The sequence below is a fragment of the Achromobacter sp. NCFB-sbj8-Ac1-l genome, from assembly GCF_052695805.1.
The window spans coordinates 815,257-835,743 of record NZ_CP199812.1 but is presented as its reverse complement, the minus strand read 5'-3'; the positions used below and the strand labels follow the sequence as shown (position 1 = coordinate 835,743).

Annotated in this window: 16 protein-coding genes, 1 rRNA gene and 1 other RNA gene; 2 read left to right on the top strand and 16 right to left on the bottom strand. The window is 65.6% G+C overall.

What is annotated here, in order from left to right; translation table 11 throughout:
• Positions 1 to 11: 11 nt before the first annotated feature.
• The 12 genes from ACUDP5_RS03970 to rnpB form a co-directional block, all read right to left on the bottom strand.
• Complete coding sequence (locus tag ACUDP5_RS03970) at positions 12 to 962, bottom strand: D-alanine--D-alanine ligase (RefSeq protein WP_445658191.1); 951 nt, start codon at positions 960 to 962, stop codon at positions 12 to 14.
• Positions 959 to 2,365, bottom strand: coding sequence for a UDP-N-acetylmuramate--L-alanine ligase (gene murC, locus ACUDP5_RS03965; protein WP_263913842.1), 1,407 nt, complete (start codon positions 2,363 to 2,365; stop codon positions 959 to 961). The genes ACUDP5_RS03970 and murC overlap by 4 nt, the downstream gene beginning before the upstream one ends.
• A complete protein-coding gene (gene murG, locus ACUDP5_RS03960) occupies positions 2,362 to 3,441 on the bottom strand; it encodes an undecaprenyldiphospho-muramoylpentapeptide beta-N-acetylglucosaminyltransferase (RefSeq protein WP_445658190.1) in 1,080 nt (359 codons plus the stop codon). The genes murC and murG overlap by 4 nt, the downstream gene beginning before the upstream one ends.
• Complete coding sequence (gene ftsW, locus ACUDP5_RS03955; protein ID WP_263913840.1) at positions 3,438 to 4,631, bottom strand: putative lipid II flippase FtsW; 1,194 nt, start codon at positions 4,629 to 4,631, stop codon at positions 3,438 to 3,440. Before ftsW ends, murG begins: the two co-directional genes overlap by 4 nt.
• Entirely contained in the window at positions 4,628 to 6,160 is a 1,533-nt protein-coding gene (gene murD, locus ACUDP5_RS03950; protein WP_445658189.1) for a UDP-N-acetylmuramoyl-L-alanine--D-glutamate ligase, read from the bottom strand. The genes ftsW and murD overlap by 4 nt, the downstream gene beginning before the upstream one ends.
• Positions 6,157 to 7,326: a phospho-N-acetylmuramoyl-pentapeptide-transferase gene (gene mraY / locus ACUDP5_RS03945; protein ID WP_025136625.1), complete on the bottom strand. Its 1,170-nt coding sequence runs from the start codon at positions 7,324 to 7,326 to the stop codon at positions 6,157 to 6,159. Before mraY ends, murD begins: the two co-directional genes overlap by 4 nt.
• The gene (murF, locus tag ACUDP5_RS03940; protein WP_445658188.1) at positions 7,316 to 10,180 is read right to left on the bottom strand and encodes a bifunctional UDP-N-acetylmuramoyl-L-alanyl-D-glutamate--2,6-diaminopimelate ligase MurE/UDP-N-acetylmuramoyl-tripeptide--D-alanyl-D-alanine ligase MurF; all 2,865 of its coding nucleotides are present in this window, start codon (positions 10,178 to 10,180) and stop codon (positions 7,316 to 7,318) included. The genes mraY and murF overlap by 11 nt, the downstream gene beginning before the upstream one ends.
• A complete protein-coding gene (locus tag ACUDP5_RS03935) occupies positions 10,177 to 11,904 on the bottom strand; it encodes a peptidoglycan D,D-transpeptidase FtsI family protein (protein WP_263913837.1) in 1,728 nt (575 codons plus the stop codon). Before ACUDP5_RS03935 ends, murF begins: the two co-directional genes overlap by 4 nt.
• Positions 11,901 to 12,191 (bottom strand): cell division protein FtsL, encoded by a 291-nt coding sequence (gene ftsL / locus ACUDP5_RS03930; RefSeq protein WP_263913836.1) that lies wholly within the window; start codon positions 12,189 to 12,191, stop codon positions 11,901 to 11,903. Before ftsL ends, ACUDP5_RS03935 begins: the two co-directional genes overlap by 4 nt.
• Positions 12,191 to 13,288: a 16S rRNA (cytosine(1402)-N(4))-methyltransferase RsmH gene (gene rsmH / locus ACUDP5_RS03925; protein ID WP_263913835.1), complete on the bottom strand. Its 1,098-nt coding sequence runs from the start codon at positions 13,286 to 13,288 to the stop codon at positions 12,191 to 12,193. Before rsmH ends, ftsL begins: the two co-directional genes overlap by 1 nt.
• Before the next feature lie 7 nt (positions 13,289 to 13,295).
• Positions 13,296 to 13,724: a division/cell wall cluster transcriptional repressor MraZ gene (gene mraZ, locus ACUDP5_RS03920; protein WP_006226256.1), complete on the bottom strand. Its 429-nt coding sequence runs from the start codon at positions 13,722 to 13,724 to the stop codon at positions 13,296 to 13,298.
• A 323-nt stretch (positions 13,725 to 14,047) separates the two neighbouring features.
• Positions 14,048 to 14,453, bottom strand: an RNA gene (gene rnpB, locus ACUDP5_RS03915) — RNase P RNA component class A.
• A 117-nt stretch (positions 14,454 to 14,570) separates the two neighbouring features.
• On the opposite strand from rnpB, the gene ACUDP5_RS03910 reads away from it, so the two are divergent.
• Complete coding sequence (locus ACUDP5_RS03910) at positions 14,571 to 16,394, top strand: ATP-binding cassette domain-containing protein (protein WP_263913834.1); 1,824 nt, start codon at positions 14,571 to 14,573, stop codon at positions 16,392 to 16,394.
• 67 nt (positions 16,395 to 16,461) lie between these two features.
• Here the strand turns inward: ACUDP5_RS03910 and pyrC are convergent, their stop codons facing one another.
• Positions 16,462 to 17,526, bottom strand: a complete 1,065-nt coding sequence (gene pyrC / locus ACUDP5_RS03905; protein WP_445658187.1) for a dihydroorotase — start codon at positions 17,524 to 17,526, stop codon at positions 16,462 to 16,464.
• Positions 17,527 to 17,536: 10 nt separating this feature from the next.
• Positions 17,537 to 18,730 (bottom strand): M20 aminoacylase family protein, encoded by a 1,194-nt coding sequence (locus tag ACUDP5_RS03900; protein WP_445658186.1) that lies wholly within the window; start codon positions 18,728 to 18,730, stop codon positions 17,537 to 17,539.
• A gap of 147 nt (positions 18,731 to 18,877) precedes the next feature.
• Between ACUDP5_RS03900 and ACUDP5_RS03895 the strand changes: the two genes are divergently transcribed.
• The gene (locus ACUDP5_RS03895) at positions 18,878 to 19,156 is read left to right on the top strand and encodes an SWIB/MDM2 domain-containing protein (protein WP_006217453.1); all 279 of its coding nucleotides are present in this window, start codon (positions 18,878 to 18,880) and stop codon (positions 19,154 to 19,156) included.
• A gap of 517 nt (positions 19,157 to 19,673) precedes the next feature.
• Here ACUDP5_RS03895 and ACUDP5_RS03890 read toward each other — a convergent pair.
• Positions 19,674 to 20,039, bottom strand: coding sequence for a DUF4870 family protein (locus tag ACUDP5_RS03890; protein WP_445658185.1), 366 nt, complete (start codon positions 20,037 to 20,039; stop codon positions 19,674 to 19,676).
• A gap of 321 nt (positions 20,040 to 20,360) precedes the next feature.
• Positions 20,361 to 20,473 (bottom strand): 5S ribosomal RNA (gene rrf, locus ACUDP5_RS03885).
• Positions 20,474 to 20,487: the final 14 nt, after the last annotated feature.

The following is a 20,487-nucleotide window of genomic DNA, read 5'->3' as shown; positions in this document are numbered from 1 at the left end:
GAGTATCCAGGTCAAGCGTTGCGAGCGATGCTGTGCACTTTGCACGAAGCGTCGGCCAGGATCGCCACGCACAGATCGGCGTAGCTCATCCCCGTGGCGCGGGCGGCCATGGGAACCAGCGAATGGCTCGTCATGCCGGGCGAAGTATTCATTTCCAGCAGCCAGGGGCGGTTGTCGGCATCCAGGATGAAGTCGGCGCGACCCCAGCCTTCGCAGCCCAGCGCGCGGTAGGCGCGCACGGCGACGTCGGCGACTTCTTCCGCCACCGCTGGCGGCAGCGTGGCCGGGCAGAAATACTGCGTGTCGTCCGAGAAATACTTGTGCTCGTAGTCGTAGTTGCCACCGGGCGCGGCGATCTCGATGACCGGCAGTGCGCGCGCGGTCTTGCCGCCACCCAGCACCGCCACGGTCAGCTCGCGGCCCTGGATGAACTGTTCGGCCAGCACTTCGGCGTCGAACTTGGCGGCCAGCGCGTAGGCTTCCTTCATGTCGGAATAGCCCACCACCTTGGTGATGCCCACGGTCGAGCCTTCATGCGGCGGTTTGATGATCAGCGGCAGGCTCAGCCGGTCAGGCACCAGGCGCAACTCGGTGTCGGCGTCCAGCAATTCGAATTGCGGCGTCGGCAGGCCCTGCTGCAGCCAGACGCGTTTGGTCATGGTCTTGTCCATGGCCAGTGCCGAGGCCAGCGGGCCGCTGCCGGTGTAAGGAATGCCCAGGAGTTCCAGGGCGCCCTGGATCGAGCCGTCTTCGCCGTAGCGACCGTGCAGCGCGATGAACACGCGATCAAAGCCCTGGCTGGCCAGTTCGGCCAGGCTGCGCTCGCCGGTGTCGAACAGGTGCGCGTCGACGCCGGCGCTGAGCAGCGCCTGGTGCACGCCGGCCCCGGACATCAGGGACACCTCGCGTTCGGCGGAACGACCGCCGTACAACACGCCTACCTTGCCGAATTTCGCGCTCATGCCAATTCTCCAACTTGGGCGGGGACCTTGCTGATCGAACCCGCTCCCATAACAATCACCACGTCGCCGTCGCGCACGAAATCCACCACGGCTTGCGGCAGGTCGGCGACGTCTTCGACAAAGACAGGCTCGACCTTGCCGGCCACGCGCAAGGCGCGCGACAAGGCGCGGCCATCGGCAGCCACCAGCGGCGGTTCGCCTGCGGAATAGACTTCGGTCAGCAGCACGGCATCGGCCGTACCCAGCACGCGCACAAAATCTTCAAAGCAATCGCGCGTACGCGTGTAGCGGTGCGGTTGGAACGCCAGCACGATGCGGCGGTCCGGCCAGGCGCCGCGGGCGGCCGCCAGCGTGGCGGCCATCTCGACCGGGTGGTGGCCGTAGTCGTCGATCACCGTGAACGTGCCGCCGCCATGCGAAGCAGGCACGGGGAATTCGCCGGTCTGCGTGAACCGCCGGCCCACGCCCTTGAACGAGGCCAATGCGTCGCAGATGGCTTCGTCGGACACACCCAGCTCGGTCGCCACGGCAATCGCCGCCAGCGCGTTGCGCACGTTATGCAGGCCCGGCAGGTTCAACACCACCTGCAGCGGCGGCAGCAGCGTTTCGCGATGGCTGCGCTGCACGTTGAAGCGCATGCGCGTGCCTTCCGGCTGCACTTCGTAGCCGCGCACCATGGCCTCGTCGTTCAGGCCGTACGAGGTGATGGGGCGCGACACGAATGGCATGATCTCGCGCACGTTGGCGTCGTCGGTGCACAGCACGGCGCTGCCGTAGAACGGCAGGCGCTGCGTGAACTCGATGAACGCGCTCTTCAGCCGCGCCACGTCATGGCCGTAGGTGTCCATGTGATCCGCATCGATGTTGGTCACGATGGCCATCACCGGCAGCAAGTTCAGGAACGAAGCATCGGATTCGTCGGCTTCGACCACGATGTAGTCGCCCTGCCCCAGCCTCGCGTTGGCGCCGGCGGAATTCAGCCGGCCGCCGATCACGAAGGTCGGGTCCAGGTCACCCGCGGCCAGGATGCTGGCCACCAGGCTGGTCGTGGTGGTCTTGCCGTGCGTGCCGGCCACCGCAATGCCACGCTTCAAGCGCATCAACTCGGCCAGCATGATGGCGCGCGGCACCACCGGGATGCGCGCGGCGCGCGCCGCAATGACCTCGGGGTTGTCGCCCGCCACCGCGGTCGACGTGACGATCGCGCCCGCGCCGGTGACGTTGCTGGCGACGTGGCCGATGGCGATGTTCACGCCCAGGCCCGCCAGGCGGCGCGTCACCGCCGACTCGTTCAAGTCGGAACCGCTGATGGTGTAGCCCAGGTTGAGCAGCACCTCGGCAATGCCGCTCATGCCCGAGCCGCCGATGCCTACGAAATGGATATGTTGAATTCTGTGTTTCATGATGAACGCCCCGCTGCTTGTTCACAGACGTCGGCGATATGGGCCGCCGCTTCGGGGTGCGCATGCGCGCGGGCCCGTTCGGCGACAGCCTGAAGTTCTTGACGAGTGCGCTGGCCCAGCCAGTCCGCCAGCCATTCGGGGCTCAAGGCGTTCTGCGGCTGCAGCCAGGCGGCCTGCGCGTCGCTCAGGAAGCGCGCGTTGGCGGTTTGGTGGTCATCGATGGCATGGGGGAACGGCACGAACAGTGCCGCCACGCCCGCTGCGGCCACTTCGGACACCGTCATGGCGCCCGCGCGGCAGATCAGCAGGTCGGCGTCGCCCATGGCGCCAGCCATGTCGTCGATGAAAGCGCGGCAGTCGGCCGTCACGCCCGCCTGGGCGTAGGCCTGCTGCAGCGCCGGCAAATGTTGTTCGCCAGCCTGGTGCACGACCACCGGCCGACGGTCTTGCGGCAGGCGCGCCAGCGCCTGGGGTACGGCGGTATTCAATGCCTGGGCGCCCAGGCTGCCGCCCACCACCAGCAACCGCAGCGCACCGCTGCGGCCGCTGTAGCGCTGGGCCGGATCGGGCAAGGCGCACAGGTCGGCGCGTACCGGATTACCCATGGCTTCGCCCTTGGGCAGCACGCCGGGAAAGCCGCTGAGCACGCGGCGGGCCATGCGGGCCAGCCACTTGTTGGCGGTGCCGGCCACGGCGTTCTGTTCGTGCACCACCAGCGGCGTGCCGCGCAGCGCCGCGATGACCCCGCCGGGAAAGGCGACATAGCCGCCCATGCCCAGCACGACGTCGGGGCGCACCGCGGACAGCCGTCCCCACGCCTGCGCAAACGCGCGCACCAGCAGGAACGGCAGCTTGAGCAGCGCGGCAGCGCCCTTGCCGCGCACGCCGGCAAAGCGCAGCGGCACGAGCTCGATGCCGCGTGGCGGCACCAGCTTGCCTTCCATCTTGTCGGGATTGCCCAGCCACAGCACGCGCCAGCCGCGCTGGCGCAGCACATCGGCCACGGCCAGGCCGGGCATGATGTGGCCGCCGGTGCCGCCGGCCATGATCAGGATGGTGCGAGGCGTGGCGCTCATGTCCGCCCCCCGCGCATCATGATGCGGTTTTCGACGTCCACCCGGATCAGCATGGCCAGGGCGCACAGATTCATCACCACGCCCGAACCGCCGTAGCTCATCAGCGGAAGGGTCAGGCCCTTGGTGGGCAACAGCCCCAGGCACACGCCCATGTTGATGAAGGCCTGCACGCCGAACCACATCGCCACGCCATGCGCTACCAGGCCCGCGAAGGTGCGTTCCATGGCGATGGCCTGGCGGCCGATGTCAAAGCCGCGATATACGATGATGGCGAACAGCGAGATCACCAGCATCACGCCGGCAAAACCGAGTTCTTCGCCCACCACCGCCATCAGGAAGTCGGTGTGCGCTTCGGGCAGGTAGTGCAATTTTTCGACGCTGGCGCCCAGGCCCACGCCCAACCATTCGCCGCGCCCCAGCGCGATCAGCGAGTGCGACAGCTGATACGCGCTGCCGTAGGCGTTGTCTTCGTTCCAGGGGTCCAGGTAGGCGAACAGGCGCGCACGGCGCCACGGCGACAGCCAGATCAGCATCAGGAAGGTACTGACCAGCACCGCCAGCAGGCTGCTGAAGTACTTGCCGTTGATGCCGCCCAGGAACAGGATGCCGATGGCAATGGCCACGATCACCATGAAGGCGCCCAGGTCGGGCTCGAGCAGCAGCAGCATGCCCACGCCGGCCAGCGCAAACGCCATCGGCAAAAAGCCGCGGGCAAAGGCCTGCATGTGTTCCTGCTTGCGCACGGTGTAGTCGGCGGCGTACAGCAGTGCGGCCAGCTTCATCAGTTCGGACGGCTGGAAATTCAGCGGACCCAGGGGAATCCAGCGATGGGCGCCATTGACTTCACGGCCGATGCCGGGCACCAGCACGGCCACCAGCAGCACCATCGCCACCACGAACAGCGGCACGGCCAGCCGTTGCCAGACGCGGATGGGAATGGCCAGCACGATCGCGGCGGCCAGCAGGCCGGCGCTGACGAACAGGCCGTGACGGATCACGAAGTAATAGCGGCCATACGAGGCATAGCGCGGGCCGTCGGCCAGCGCGATCGACGCCGAATACACCATCAGCAAGCCGAGCAGCAGCAACGTCGAAGCCGCGATGACCAGCGGCAGATCGAAGTTGCGCATGCGGGTACGGCCGGGCCGTACGGCGTTGACGCTGGCGGTGAGATCGGCGATCAGGCTCATGCCACCTCTCCACGGTCGCGGGCCAGGTCTTCGACCTCTTCCACGAACACCTGCCCGCGGTGCGGATAGTTGCGGAACATGTCCATGCTGGCGCAGGCGGGCGACAACAGCACCGCGTCGCCGGCTTGCGCCAGATCGGCGGCGCGGCGCACGGCCTCGTGCAGGGAAGCGGCCTGGATGCAGTCGACGCCGGTTTCAGCCAGCACGCGGCCGATCTCGGGGCCATCCTGGCCGATCAGCACGACAGCGCGCGCATGGCGCGAGACGACCGGAACCAAGGGCGAGAAATCCTGGCCCTTGCCCAGGCCGCCGGCGATCAGCACCACGGGCTGACCCAGGCCTTCCAGCGCGGCCACGGTGGCGCCCACGTTGGTGCCCTTGCTGTCGTTGATGTAGTCCACGCCGCCGATGTTGCGCACGAAGGCGGCCCGATGCGGCTCGCCCGCGTAGTCGCGCAGCGCACGCAGCATGGCGCCCCAGCCCAGGTCCAGGCAACGCGCCAGTTGCAGCGCGGCCAGGGCATTCAAGGCGTTGTGGATGCCGCGGATACGCAGCGCATCCACCGGCATCAGGCGGCTCATGCGGCCCTTGGCACGCACGGGTTCCGGCGCGTCTTTCTTGCGGCGCACGGGCGCGACCGGCTCGTCGAAGTCGACCGGCTCGGCGGCAACCAGCCAGGCCACGCCCTGGCCCTGTTCCAGGCCCATGTCGCCCACGCGCTCGGGCACGTCGCGGCCGAAACTGCGCGCGTTCAGCGCATCCAGCGTCGGCACCATGGCGGCCGTATAAGGATCTTCGCGATTGACGATGGCCACGCGCGCCATCTTCAAGAGGCGCGCCTTGGCCTGGGCATAGGCGTCCATGTCGCCGTGCCAGTCCAGATGGTCTTGCGTGACGTTCAGCACGACGGCCGCGTCGGCCATCAGCGTATGCGTGGTTTCCAGCTGGAAGCTGGAGAACTCCAGCACCCATACCTGCGGCAGTTCGTCGGCATCCAGCGCCCCCATCAACGCGGTCAGCGCGGCCGGGCTGATATTGCCGGCAGCCAGCACGGACAGGCCGCTGGCTTGCACCAGGTCGCGCGTCAGGGCGGTGACGGTGGTCTTGCCGTTGGTGCCGGTCACGGCCAGCACGCGGGGACGGTATTCGCGGGTCTCGGCCAATTCGGCCAAGGCGCGCGCGAACAGTTCCATTTCACCGATGACTTCGATGCCACGAGCCTTGGCCTCGCGCAGCAGGTCTTCGGCCGGCGCACCGGTGGGCGCCAGGCCCGGGCTGATCACGACCTGGTTCACGTCGTCCAGCAGAGCGACGTCGAACGAGGTGTCGCAACCCAGACGGTATTCGACCTCTGCCTGCGCCAGCGCTTCCTGCAGCGCCGGCAGGCCGCCCGGCGCTGCGCGCGTGTCGGCCACGCGCAGGCGGGCGCCCTGTCGGGCGCTCCAGCGAGCGGCGGCGACACCCGACTCGCCCAATCCGAGGATCAGGACGAGCGGCGCGTCAGCGCGGGAGGTTTCCATCGTATTCATCGCAACTTCAGGGTAGAGAGGCCAATCAGCACCAGCATCATGCTGATGATCCAGAAACGCACGACCACCTGGGTTTCTTTCCAGCCGCCCACTTCAAAGTGATGATGCAGCGGCGCCATGCGGAATATGCGTCGACCTGTTCCATAACGTCGCTTCGTGTACTTGAACCAGGTCACCTGGATCATCACCGACAGGGTCTCGACCACGAACACGCCGCCCATGATGAACAGCACGATCTCCTGGCGCACGATGACCGCGATGGTGCCCAGCGCACCGCCCAGAGCCAATGCACCGACGTCGCCCATGAAGACCTGCGCCGGATACGCGTTGAACCACAAAAATGCCAGGCCGGCGCCGCCGATCGCGGCGCACAGCACCATCAGTTCGGATGCGCCCGGGATATACGGGAACAACAAGTACTTCGAATAGTCGACGCGTCCAACGACGTAGGCGAAGATGCCCAGCGCGCTGCCGACCATCACGGTGGGCATGATCGCCAGGCCGTCCAGGCCATCGGTCAGGTTGACGGCGTTGCTGGTGCCCACGATCACGGCCCAGGTCAGCGCAACAAAGCCCAGCACGCCCAGCGGATAGCTGACGGTCTTGAAGAACGGCACGATCAGGTCGGCGCGCGTCGGCAGCGCCATCGTGAAGCCGCTGCCCACCCAGGCCTTGAAGAGCGGCCACAGTTCGGTATTGGCCGGCGCGGACACGGCGAATGCCAGGTAGACCGCGGCCACCAGGCCGATGGTGGCTTGCCAGAAGAACTTCTGCCGTGCCGGCATGCCTTCCGGATCGCGGTAGACCACCTTGCGGTAATCGTCCATCCAGCCGATCCAGCCGAAGCCGAAGGTCACCAGCAGCACCACCCACACGAAGCGGTTGGTCCAGTCGGCCCACAACAGCGTGCTGATGGCGATGGAAATCAGGATCAGCACGCCGCCCATGGTGGGGGTGCCGGTCTTGACCAGATGCGTTTCGGGGCCGTACGAACGCACGGCCTGGCCGATCTTCATTTCGGTCAGCTTGCGGATCACGCGAGGCCCCGCCACCAGGCCGATCAGCAAGGCGGTGGCGCATGCCAGTACCGCACGCAGCGTGATGTATTCGAACACGCCCAAGGCGCGCACATCATCGGAAAGCAGACGGGCGATCTCAAGCAGCATGGTGGTCTCCCTGCCCCTTGGACACTTGCCCGTCAGTCGAAGTAAAAGCCGTCACTACCCGCTCCATGCGCATAAAGCGCGATCCCTTAATCAATACGCAGGACGCGCGCAGGCCGCGCAACGCGGCAACGACTTCGTCTACCGATGCGCAGGCGTGTGCGCCCGAACCGTAGGCGGCGGCTGCCGCCCGGCTGGCTTCGCCTAGCGTGATGAGCGCGTCGAGCCCATGCTCGCGCGCGTAATTGCCCACCTCGACATGCATGGCGGGGCCGTTGTCCCCGACTTCACCCATGTCGCCCAGTACCAGGACGCGGGTGCCGCCGATGCGCGCCAGCACATCAATGGCGACGCGAACCGAATCGGGGTTGGCATTGTAGGTGTCATCAATGAGCAACGTTCCGTCACTCAATTTCTTGTACTGCATACGGCCCGCCACGGGGCTGAACCCGGCCAGCGCGCGCACGGCGACGTCCAGCGGCGCCCCCGCAGCGATGGCGCTGGCGATGGCGGCCAGGGCATTGCGCAGGTTGTGCAGGCCGGGCACCGGCAACGTCAGGTCGGCGGCGCCCACCGGCGTCACCACGCGGCAGCGCGTCGAATCGACGTCCGCCAGGATCTGTTCCGCATAGACGTCCAGGCCGGGCTGCAGGCCAAAGCGCAGCACGCGGCGCGGCGCGGCCAGCTTGTCCCAGATGGCCGCATAAGGCTCGTCGCCGGGGTACACCGCCACGCCGTCGTCGGGCAAGGCCGCGATGGCCGCGCCGTTTTCATATGCCACCGCTTCCACGGTGTGCATGAATTCCTGGTGCTCGCGCTGCGCATTGGTCACCAACGCCACGCTGGGCGCGGCGATGGCAGCCAGCTGCGCGATCTCGCCCGGATGATTCATGCCCAGTTCGAACACCGCGGCGCGATGCTCGGACCGCAGGCGCAACAACGTCAGCGGCACGCCGATATCGTTGTTCAGGTTGCCCGCGGTGGCCAGACGGGCCGCCTCGCCTTTCCAGCCCGCCAGCATGGCGGAAATCATTTCCTTGGTGGTCGTCTTGCCATTGCTGCCCGTCACCGCCACCACCGGCAGCGTGTACTGGGCGCGCCAGGCGGCGCCAATGCGCATCAGCGCCAGGCGAGTGTCGCCTAGCACCAGTTGCGGCAGATTCGATTCCGGCACGGCATGCGCCACCACGGCCGCGCAGGCGCCGCGCTCGGCAGCCTGGTCCAGGTAGTTGTGCGCATCGAAGTTGTCGCCCACCAGCGCCACGAACAATTCGCCTGCGCCGATGCGGCGGGTGTCCGTGGACACGCCCTTCACCAGCGGCAAGAGCAGCGCCAGGCGGGCCCACTCGCGGTCGTCGAAAGGCAGCTTTTCGCCACCGATGTCCTGGTAGGTCTCGTGGCCCTTGCCCGCCAGCAGCACCACATCTTCGGGCGAACTCGCCCAGATGGTCTGCATGATGGCGCGGGCGCGGTCGACCTGCACGTCAGCGCCTGCCGACGCCGGAATGCCGGCCAGGATCTGCGCCACGATGGCGTCAGGGGATTCGGAACGGGGATTGTCGCTGGAAACCACCACGTGGTCAGACAATTCCGCGGCGATGCGGCCCATTTCCGGACGCTTGCCCGGATCGCGCTCGCCGCCGCAGCCGAACAGGCAGATGAGGCGACCGGCGCGCGCCTGCGCCACCGGGCGCAAGGCAGTCAGCGCGCGCGCCAACGCGTCCGGCGTGTGGGCGTAGTCCACCACCACCAGCGCCCCGCGCCCGGCATTGGCCTGGGTGCTGGAGACGACGGGTTCCACGGTCTGCAGACGGCCATCGACCGGATCGGTCGCGGCCAATTCACGTGCAATCTGCGCAAACGGCAGGCCCAGCTTGTACAGCACGCCGGCCACCAGCAGCAGGTTGGACACGTTGTGCGCCCCCAAGAGGCGCGTCACGATCTGCGCCTCGCCATGCGGTGACACCAGCGTGAATATCTGGCCTTGGGCGGTCGCCTGCAGATCCCGCGCGCGCATCGCGGCGGGAATTGCGGCGTCCGCGCTCAGGCTGTAGCCCATGACCGATACGTCGGCCGGCAGCGAGGCGATCAGGCGGCGTCCGGCTTCGTCGTCCGCGTTCACCACGGCGGCATTCAGGCCAGGCCAGCGGAACAGACGGGCCTTGGCGGCCTCGTAGCTTTCCATCGTGCCGTGGTAATCAAGATGATCGCGGGTCAGGTTGGTGTACGCGGCCAACGCCACGCGCACGCCATCCATGCGGCCCTGTTCGATGCCGATGGAAGAGGCCTCCATGGCCACCGCCTTGGCGCCGGCGTCGCGCATCGCCGCCAGCAGGCGGTGCACGGTCAGCACGTCGGGGGTGGTCAGGCTGCCACCCAGCGTGCGGCCATCCGGCAACACGGCGCCCAGGGTGCCGATGGTGCCACAAGGCTTGTCGTTGCGGCCCAGCGCATGAGCAATCCACTGTACCGACGACGTCTTGCCGTTGGTGCCGGTGACGGCCACCACGGCCAACGCCGACGAGGGGCGGCCATACCAGGTGTCGCCCAACTCGCCCAGCAGGGCGCGCAGGCCCGTGACCGGCAACATGGGCGTATCGCCCGCTGCGGCGGCGGCCTCGATGGCCTCGGTGGCGGGCGCTTCGAACAGTACCGCGCTGGCGCCCAGCGCCAACGCCGCCTCTATATAGAGGCGGCCATCGCTGGACAGGCCCTGGCAGGCGACGAACACGTCGCCCGGTTCGATCTCGCGGGAGTCCAGTTTCAGGTGCGCGGTCAACGACACGCGCGAATGCAACCACGCCACGGCTTGTTCGACCGTGGCGGCGGGGGATGAGAGGAAGCCTTTGGCGCTCATCTGCCTGGCTCCTTGATACCGGCAACAATAGTGGATTCGAAGGGCGCGTCCGGCCTCACGCCCATCAACCGCAGACTCCCGCCGACAATATGGGAGAACACGGGTGCGGCAATCGCGCCGCCGTAGTAACCGCCGACCGTGGGCTCGTCGATGGACACCGCCACGACGATCTTGGGATCGGACACCGGCGCAAAGCCCACGTACGAGCTGCGATAGCGCTGCATGCTGTACTTGCCATCGACGATCTTGCGAGCGGTGCCGCTCTTGCCGGCCACGCGGTAGCCCTGCACCTGGGCGGCCTTCGTGCCATCGGGTCCGGCAGCCGCTTCCAGCATGCCGCGGACCAGGGCAGTGGTCTTGGGCGTGTAGATCTTGACGCTGGTCGGATCGCTGTCGCGCTTGACCAGGGTCAGCGAGACCATGTCGCCGTTGCGGGCGAACACGGTGTAGGCGCGCGCCACCTGCAGCAGCGACACAGACAGGCCGTAGCCATAGGCCATGGTGGCCTTTTCGATCAGGCGCCAGCGGTCCCAGGGGCGCAGGCGACCGGGCGCCGCGCCGGGGAATCCCACTTGCGGCGCTTGCCCCAGGCCCAACTCGGTGAAGCGGTCCCACATTTCGCGGGATTCCAGCTTCTCGGAGATCATCGTCATGCCGATATTGCTGGACTTGCGCAGCACGCCCGCCACATCCAGCGTGCCGTTGCGGCTCACGTCGCTGATGGTGCTGCCCTGGTAGGTAAAGCGGCCATTGCCGGTTTCAAACAGGGTGTTCGTGGTGATGCGGCCCAGATCCAGCGCCAGCGCGGCAGTGAAGGGCTTCATGATCGAGCCGGGCTCGAACGTGTCGGTGATGGCCTGATTGCGCAGGTTGGCACCGTGGAAGGTCTCGCGCTTGTTCGGATCGAACGTCGGCACATTGGCCAGCGCCAGGATCTCGCCGGTGTGCACGTCGACGACCACGGCGGTTGCGCCCTTGGCCTGGTGCTTGTCCATGGCGTCCTTCAGTTCCTTGAACACCAGGTACTGCAGGCGGGTATCGATGGACAGGCGCAGGTCGCGACCATCGACCGGCAGCGTCACGGCCTGCACGTCTTCGATGACGCGACCCAGGCGATCCTTGATGACGCGGCGGCTGCCCGGGCGGCCCGACAACTGCTGGTTGAAGGTCAGTTCGACGCCTTCCTGGCCCTGGTCTTCGACGCTATTGAACCCGACCACGTGCGCCATCACGTCGCCGTCCGGATAGTAGCGGCGGGTCTCGGGCTGCTGGTGCACGCCGGGCAGGCCCAGCTGCTTGATCTTGTCGGCCACATCCATCGAGACCTGACGCTTCAGGTAGACGAAGTTCTTGTCTTCCTCGACCCGGCGGCGCAGATCGGCAACCGGGGATTCCAGCAACTTGGCCAGGGAGTCCAGCTGCGCAGGCGTGGCCTGCTTCAGATCTTCGGGAATGGCCCAGATGGCCCGCGCCGGCACGCTCGAGGCCAGCACGGCGCCGTTACGGTCCATGATCTTGCCGCGCGTAGCGGACAGTGTCAGCGTGCGCTCGTAGCGGCGCTCGCCTTGCTGCTGCAGGAATTCGTTGGAGAGGCCTTGCAGGAACAGGGCGCGGCCGGCCAGCACGGTAAAACCGCCGAACAGCAGGATCAGCACCAGGCGGGCGCGCCAGGTCGGCAACTGACCGCGCAGCACCGGATTGTCGAAGAACGGAACGCGCTTCATTGGGCGCCTCCGCTGGTCGGCACCGGGGCCTGATTCAGGTACAGCGTGCGATCCGGAACGATGGGAATCATCTTCAGGTTGTCACGCGCAATCACGTCGACCCGCGCGTTACGCGCCAGTTCGGCACGTTCCAGTTGCAGGCGCCGCCAGTTGGTTTCCAGGTCACGTGCCTGCGCCTGATCGCGGCCCAGCTCGACAAAGAGCTGGCGCGACTGATACCGGCTGGTGACCAGGGAAATGGCCGACAGCATCAGTAAAGCCGCAACGATCAGGTTGACGCGACCCATCAGCGGCGCCCTCCTTTGCCACCGCGGCGAGGCGGCGGGGCCAGGTCGCTGCCCGGCAGCGAACCGATCTTGACGAACGCGGCGCCGCCTTCGGCGGACAACGGGGTATCGGTACGCTCGGCGACGCGCAGCACCGCCGAGCGGGCACGCGCATTGACCGAGACTTCGTCGTCTTCGGCCAACACGCGTCCCAGGGAACGCAACACAGGCTGGGGCATTTCGCTTTCGCGCAGCGGCAGGCGTGCATGCGCGGCCGCCGGACGAGCCGCCGCCGCGATGCACTGCTTGACCATGCGGTCTTCAAGCGAATGAAAGCTGATCACCGCCAACCTCCCCCCTGGGGCAAGCAGATCTAAAGCTGACGCGAGGGTGCGCGCGAGCTCTTCGAGTTCCCGATTGATGTAAATCCGTAGAGCTTGAAAGGTGCGTGTGGCCGGATGCTGCCCCTTTTCGCGCGTGCGGACGGCGCTGGCGACGCACTCGGCAAGCTCGAGCGTGGTGCGCAGCGGCCTTGTTGCGCGGCGAGCAGCAATCGCCTTTGCAACCTGAAAAGCAAACCGTTCTTCGCCATAATCCGCTATGACCTCCCGCATCTCATCCACACTGGCTTGCGCCAGCCAATCCGCCACCGTGGGTCCACGAGTGGTGTCCATCCGCATGTCGAGCGGGCCGTCCCGCATGAACGAGAAACCGCGCTCGGCATCGTCGATCTGAGGCGACGACACGCCCAGATCCAGCATCACGCCATCGACCTTGTCGATGCCGAGCTGCCCTAATTCTTCGGCCATGGTGGCAAAGCCCCCATGCACCACCGTCACCCGGGAATCTGCCGCCGCCAACGCATTGGCGACCGCGATGGCCTCGGGGTCCTTGTCGAACACCACCAGCCGCGCCCCCGCCCCGAGGCGGCTGAGCAACTCCCGGCTGTGACCGCCGCGTCCGAACGTGCCGTCCACAAAGACGCCACGTTCCGCCCGCGTAGCCGCGGCCGGCTCGTCCTGGAGGTGCGACCGGGTCGCGCCCTTGCCGCCGAAATCGGCCAGCAACAGCGCGTCCACCGTCGGCTCCAGCAGGACGGGCCGATGTTCGAATTCCATAACTTTTTCAGAACGAAAACTGATTCAACACATCCGGCATACCCTTGGCCAGGTCTTCAGCCTCTCGGCTTGCCAGGGTAGCGGCATCCCACAGCTCGAAATGAGCGCCCAGACCGAGCAGCATCACATCGCGCGTCATACCGGAAGCGTTGCGCAGTTCAGGCGCGATCAGGACGCGGCCGGAGCCGTCCAGTTCCACGTCCTGAGCGTTGCCCAGCAACAGCCGCTGCAACGCGCGAGCCGTCATGGGAAAGGCGGCAATCTGCTCGCGCTTCTTTTCCCACTCGGGCCGCGGGTACACCAGCAGGCAGCCGTCTGGGTGGCGGGTCAGGGTCAGGCGGCCGTCCGCCTGCGACATCAGCGCGTCACGATGCCGGGTCGGAATCGAGATCCGTCCCTTGGCATCCAGCGTGAGCGCGCTGCTTCCCTGAAACACCACTTTTACCCCACTTAATTGCACAATTTCCTACTATTTCCCACTCTACGGTATGGCAATGGGGCGGTCAAGCGCGCGGTTGCAATTTTTTCAATCACAACAAGGACTTAGAGCAACTTGTAAATGCGCAAAAAGAAAAACCTCCCATTAAATCAGGAGGTTGCGTCACTAACTAAAAGTGCTTCTTAAGAAGTGGCGGCTAACGATGCCTTTGCATTGTTTTACCTGGCCCGCTGGTCGAAGACTGGCGGGCGTTCCGCGCCGGCTGCCGCGATTCGGGCTTTGAAAAAAAGCCGCCCACGCCGCACGGATGGAGAAATTCAATGCAAGACGGGTCTATAGGCCGGATTCTGTACGCCAGGTTTCCCTGGCGGGCAATCATTCCTCTGCGCGGATCATTGCTGAGCCGCTGTAGCCACCTACCCGCATGCTTGGACGGAGCCGCCCTTAGCGACCCGAAAGCCGCACGCATGCCTATTTGATGTTGCTCCGGGTAGAGGTTGCCGCGTTTCACCCTGCGATGCCGCCGATCGTTGCCGACCGGCGCAATACGGAGATGGCCGTATCAGTGCGCGACTGGCGCGCCCGCCCCGCAGACTCGTCTCTGTGGTCCTGTTCCTCGTCCGCGTCCGAAGACGCAGCCGGACGGCCGTTAGCCGTTACCCTGCCCTATGGAGTCCGGACCTTCCTCGATGGATTCGCATCCACCGCGATCGCCCAACCCGCCTTGCGGTGCGTATTCTAGTACAGGTTGCGAGCCTGTCCCCCAGAGGGGCCAAACGACCCGGCGGGGTTCCTGCGACAATAGCGCTTGATCCGCCTAGACGCAGCAGACACGACTACTACATGGCCCTCGCAACTCTCATCACCCTGACCGACATCCAGCTGGCCTACGGCCACCACCCACTGCTGGACCACGCCGACTTCGCCATCCAGGCCGGCGAGCGCATCGGCCTCATCGGCCGCAACGGCGCCGGCAAGTCTTCCCTGCTTCGCCTGCTCGACGGTCGCACCCTGCCCGACGACGGCGACATTGCCCGTACGTCGGGCCTGCGCGTCGCCACGGTCGAACAGGAACCGGAGCTCGACGAAAACGCCACGGTCTTTGACGTCGTCTGCAACCTGGGCGACGACCACGAAGACTGGCAACGCCCGTCACGCGTGCGCTCGGTGCTCGAAAAACTGGGCCTGCCCGCGGACGCCCAGATCGCTGGCCTGTCCGGCGGCACCCGCAAGCGCGTCGCGCTGGCGCGTGCGCTGGTCGACGAACCCGATCTGCTGCTGCTGGACGAACCCACCAACCATCTCGACTTCGAAGGCATCGCCTGGCTGGAAGAGATGCTGCGCACCTGGAAGGGCGCGGCGGTCATCATCACCCACGACCGCCGCTTCCTGGACTCGGTGGCCACCCGCATCGTCGAACTCGATCGCGGACGCCTGCTCAGCTTCCCCGGCAATTTCTCGCAATGGCAGGAACGCAAGGCGCAGTGGCTGGAGTCCGAACGCCTGGAGCAGGCGCGCTTCGACAAGCTGCTGGCCCAGGAAGAAGTCTGGATCCGCAAAGGCGTGGAAGCACGCCGCACCCGCAACGAGGGTCGCGTGCGCCGCCTGGAACGCCTGCGTGTCGAACGCGCCGAGCGCCGTGAACGCGTCGGCGACGTGTCGCTGGCGCTGGCCGAAGGCCAACGTTCGGGCAAGATGGTGGCCGAGCTGGAACACGTCAGCAAGCGCTTTGGCGACAAGATCGTGGTGGACGACTACTCCACTACGCTGCTGCGTGGCGACCGCATCGGCATCGTCGGGCCCAACGGCGCCGGCAAGACCACCCTGCTCAAACTCATCCTGGGTGAAATGCAGCCCGACAGCGGCAAGACCCGGCTGGGTACCAATGTCTCGGTCGCCTACTTCGACCAGATGCGCGCTCAGCTCGATGAAAACGCCACCTTGGTCGACATCATCAGCCCGGGCAGCGAGTGGGTCGAGATCGGCGGCACGCGCAAGCACGTCATGAGCTACCTGGGCGACTTCCTGTTCTCGCCCGCCCGCGCCGGCTCGCCCGTGCGCAGCCTGTCAGGCGGCGAGCGCGCCCGGCTGCTACTGGCGCGCCTGTTCGCCCGCCCCGCCAACGTCCTGGTGCTGGACGAACCCACCAACGACCTGGACATCGAAACGCTGGAACTGCTGGAAGAACTGCTGCAGGAATATTCCGGCACCGTCCTGCTGGTCAGCCACGATCGCGCCTTCCTGAACAACGTCGTGACGCAGACCATCGCCTACGAAGGTCACGGCCGCTGGCGCGACTACGTGGGCGGCTATGACGAATGGGTTGCCCAGCGCCCGGCATCAGCGAACGGCGAAGACGCCGAAAAGGCCATCAAGGCTGCCGACGAAGCCGCGGCGCGCGCCAAGGCCGCCAAGCCCAAGCCGGCCAAGACCGCCAAGATGAACTCATGGGAATTGCGCGAACTGGAAGGCCTGCCCGAGGCCATCGCCGCGCTCGAGGCCAGGCAGGCCGAACTGGCCGGCAAGCTGGCCGACGGCAGCCTGTACCGCGATGCCCCGGCCGAAGTCGAACGCATCAACGGCGAACTGTCCAAGCTCGAAAGCGAGCTCGAAGAAAAATTCGCCCGCTGGGAACTGCTGGAGGCGCGCCGCGAAGGCGCCCTCTGAAGACATTGCCACTATCTATATATATAGATAGTGGCATGTCATGGATGGGCGGCGAGGCCGCCCGCGATCAGACTGCGGCGCGCCAGGCCAGGGTTTCTCCCGCGGCCAGCGGCACCAGCGCCGTATTGCCGAACGGCACTTCATCCGGAATCTCGTAGGTCTCGCGCACCAGCGTCAGGGTGCCGGTGTTGCGCGGCAGACCATAGAAGTCCGGGCCATGGAAGCTGGCGAACCCTTCCAGCTTGTCCAGCTTGCCAACGGCCTCGAACGCCGTGGCGTACAGCTCCATGGCGTGCAGCGCGGTGTAGCAGCCGGCGCAGCCGCAGGCATGCTCCTTCAGGCCGCGGGCATGCGGCGCGCTATCCGTACCCAGGAAGAACCGCGGGCTGCCGCTGGTCGCGGCTTCGACCAACGCCAGGCGGTGCGTTTCACGCTTGAGGATCGGCAGGCAATACCAGTGCGGCCGCACGCCGCCCTGGAAAATGGCGTTGCGGTTGTACAGCATGTGCTGCGGCGTGATCGTCGCGGCGATCGGACCTTCGGCGTCGCGCACATATTCCGCGCCTTCCTTGGTCGTGATGTGCTCGAACACCACCTTGAGCGCCGGGAATGCGCGGCGCAACGGCTTCATTACGCGCTCCACGAAGATCGCTTCGCGGTCGAACACGTCGATCGACGGATCGGTCACCTCACCATGCACCAATAGCGGCATGCCGCATTTTTCCAGCGCTTCCAGCGCCTTGGCACACTTGCCCAGCAGGTCGGTCACGCCGGCATCGGAATTGGTGGTCGCGCCCGCCGGATACAGCTTGACGGCGTAGACCTGGCCGGACTCGTGCGCGCGATAGATTTCTTCGGCCGAGGTGTTGTCGGTCAGGTACAGCGTCATCAGCGGCGTGAACGCGTCGGCGTTGCCGCCCGCTTTGGTCAGCGCGGCCAGGATGCGGCCGCGGTAAGCGAGCGCCCGTTCGGTGGTGGTCACCGGCGGCTTCAGGTTCGGCATGATGATGGCGCGGGCGAATTGCCTGGCGGTGTCCGCCACCACGGCCTCCAGCGCCGCGCCATCGCGCAGGTGCAGATGCCAGTCGTCGGGGCGGGTGATGATCAGTTGCTGGGGTGTTTGCGTAGACATGGGAAGCTTCTTAATCTGCCAGCGGCATGCCCCGTTCGGCCAACGCGCAGAACATCGCGCTGCCCAGGGGAATGACGGCATCGTTGAAATCAAAATGCGAGTTGTGCAGCACGCAGCCGGAATCGGCCCCGCCCTGCCCCAGCCGGAAATACGCGCCGGGCTTGCTCTGCAACATGAAGGAAAAATCTTCCGAACCCATCGACGGCACCAGGTCCCGCACGACGTTCTCCTTGCCGATCATCTCGGTGGCAATGTCGGCGACAAGATTGGCGTGCTGCGGCGTGTTCAGGGTCGCGGGATAGATGCGCTCATAGATCAGTTCGGCCGTCCCGCCGAACGCGCCGGCAATGGCAGTGACCAATTCGCGCATACGCGTCTCGACCATTTCCTGCACCGACTTGCGGAACGTGCGTACCGTACCCACCAGCTTGGCTTCACGCGGAATCACGCTCATCGCACCGGGATGCCCCGCCTGCATCGAGCCGATCGACACCACCGCGGAATCCAGCGGATTGACGTTGCGCGACACGATGGTCTGCAATGCCGTGATGATCTGGCCCGCGATGGTCACCGGGTCGATGGTCTGATAGGGATGCGCGCCGTGGCCGCCGCGGCCGGTAATCTGGATCTCGAAGCGATCGGCCGCCGCCATCATCGGCCCCGGATTGATGCCGATGGTGCCTGGCTTCAGGCCCGGCCAGTTGTGCAGGGCGTAGATCGCGTCACACGGAAACGTATCGAATAACCCATCCTCGAGCATGGCTTTCGCGCCACCGCGCCCTTCTTCGGCCGGCTGGAAGATCAGTACCGCCGTGCCGTCGAAATTACGCGTCTGAGCCAGGTACTTGGCCGCACCGATCAGCACCGCCGTATGGCCGTCGTGGCCGCAGCCGTGCATCAGGCCAGGCTTGGTGGACTTGTGGCCGAACTCGTTGTCTTCGGTCATGGGCAAGGCATCCATGTCCGCGCGCAGGCCGATCATCCGGCCGCTGTCGCAACGTTTGCCGCGGATCACGCCCACCACACCGGTCTTGCCGATGCCGCGGTGCACCTCGATTCCCAGCGCCTCCAGCGCACCCGCGACGATCCCGGAGGTCCGAACTTCTTCAAAGCCCAATTCCGGATGGGCGTGCAAATCGCGCCGCAGCGCCGTCAATTCGTCATGAAAGAGGCGAATTGATTCCAAAGGAGAACGTGCGTACATAGGAGGTTACAGAATGACGTGGGATGGGGGACGGTCCGGACATTTTAGTTGCTACAGAGGATAAATGCCTTTGTCTTTACGGGAGAGACACGTTATGCTCCGGCCGCAGGACAATTTTTCCAACAGCCAGAGAAGGAGCGCCGCATTATGGCCACAACCTCCAAACCCGCGACCGCGCGCAAGCCGAACGCTGCATTCATGAAGCCCCTGACTCCCAGCGCCGAATTGGCGGCTGTGATCGGTTCGGAAGCCGTGCCGCGCACCGAGGTCACCAAGAAGATCTGGGAATACATCAAGAAGCACAACCTGCAAGACGCCAGCAACAAGCGCAACATCAACGCCGATGCCAAGCTGCGCCCGATCTTTGGCAAGGATCAGGTCACGATGTTCGAACTGACCAAGCTGGTCAACGCACATCTGAAGTAAGCAGGCAAAGGGCGTACGTCGTACGTCCCTGCCTCGATACTGTCGCGACGCCCTGGCTTGAACGCCGGGCGGACTCGACTTCCGGCACCTACCGCCCACAGCAGTTCCGCACAGGCTTTCCGCCTAGCGCCGCCAGACCCATACCCGCGATGGGCACGGCCAGAATTCCCACGCACGACCTACGCTTCGGTGCCTGCGCATGTGAGTCGCACACACCTCGCGCGCTCCTTAGCCCTGCGCACCATGTGCTCGACGGCCGTTCATGCCGCACGCTTGATGGGTTTCGCTCAGCCGCAGCGCCGGCAGTGAGGCGGCGGCTACGCGCATGCACGCCGATCCGAAAGCGAGCGAAAGCTCGTCAATATCTCCAGGTGAACACTCCCTCCCAGGCTCCCATCGCGTTCAAGTGCGCTCGGGTCGCCTGTCTGTCCATATCGCCCTTGTTCTTGCTGCGCTTATGGACCCTGGAAATAAAAAAGGCCGGCGCATGCCGGCCTTTCCAGGGAACGCCGTACGTTCAGGCGTAGGTGGTCGGTGCAGTGCCTTCCAACAGCGACAGCCAGCCCTTGATCAGGCGGTACAGGCCCCAGACAACCGTGGCGACCACGCCGATCCAGCCGATATAGATCACCAGCGCCAGGCCGCTGATGGCCAACCACAGCAGAGCCCACCAAAAGGTCCGCAGCAGCCAGTCGAAATGGGCAGCGTAAACGGTGCCAGCGGCATCCGAACGCTTCAGGTACATCAGCACGACGGCAGCCAGCGTAGCAATGCCCAGGAAGCCACTGGTCAGAAAGCCCAAGGCAAACAAGCCATAGGCCACATGGGTCAGCGTGCGCAGGTCTAATGCCGTACCGGGCGCGGGGGTCTGGGTATCACTCACGATTACGCTCCAACAATTGACTCGGTCAATCTTACCGCACAATACCATTGGGCCCACGAGCGTTGTTAATTGGGCACAATCAGCATTGACGCGGCTTGCAGCCCTGTTGACGGCTCCGTCAGGCATTCATTTTCAGGCCCGCCGCCAGGCTGTCCAGCCTGCCCTAGCCAACGCATTCAAAGCCCCGACGCCCAAACAAAAGCCCCTGGTCGGCGCAGCCGCCCAGGGGCTTTTATCTTGTCAAAACCGTGGCCAGTCAAAACCGTAGCCACAAAGACAAAACCCCACAGGCGAGAGCCTGTGGGGTTTTGCGGAATAAAAGCCTGACGATGACCTACTTTCACAGACGTCCGTCCACTATCATCGGCGCAAAGGCGTTTCACTGTCCTGTTCGGGATGGGAAGGAGTGGTACCACCTTGCTATGGTCGTCAGGCGTAACTGGTTGAG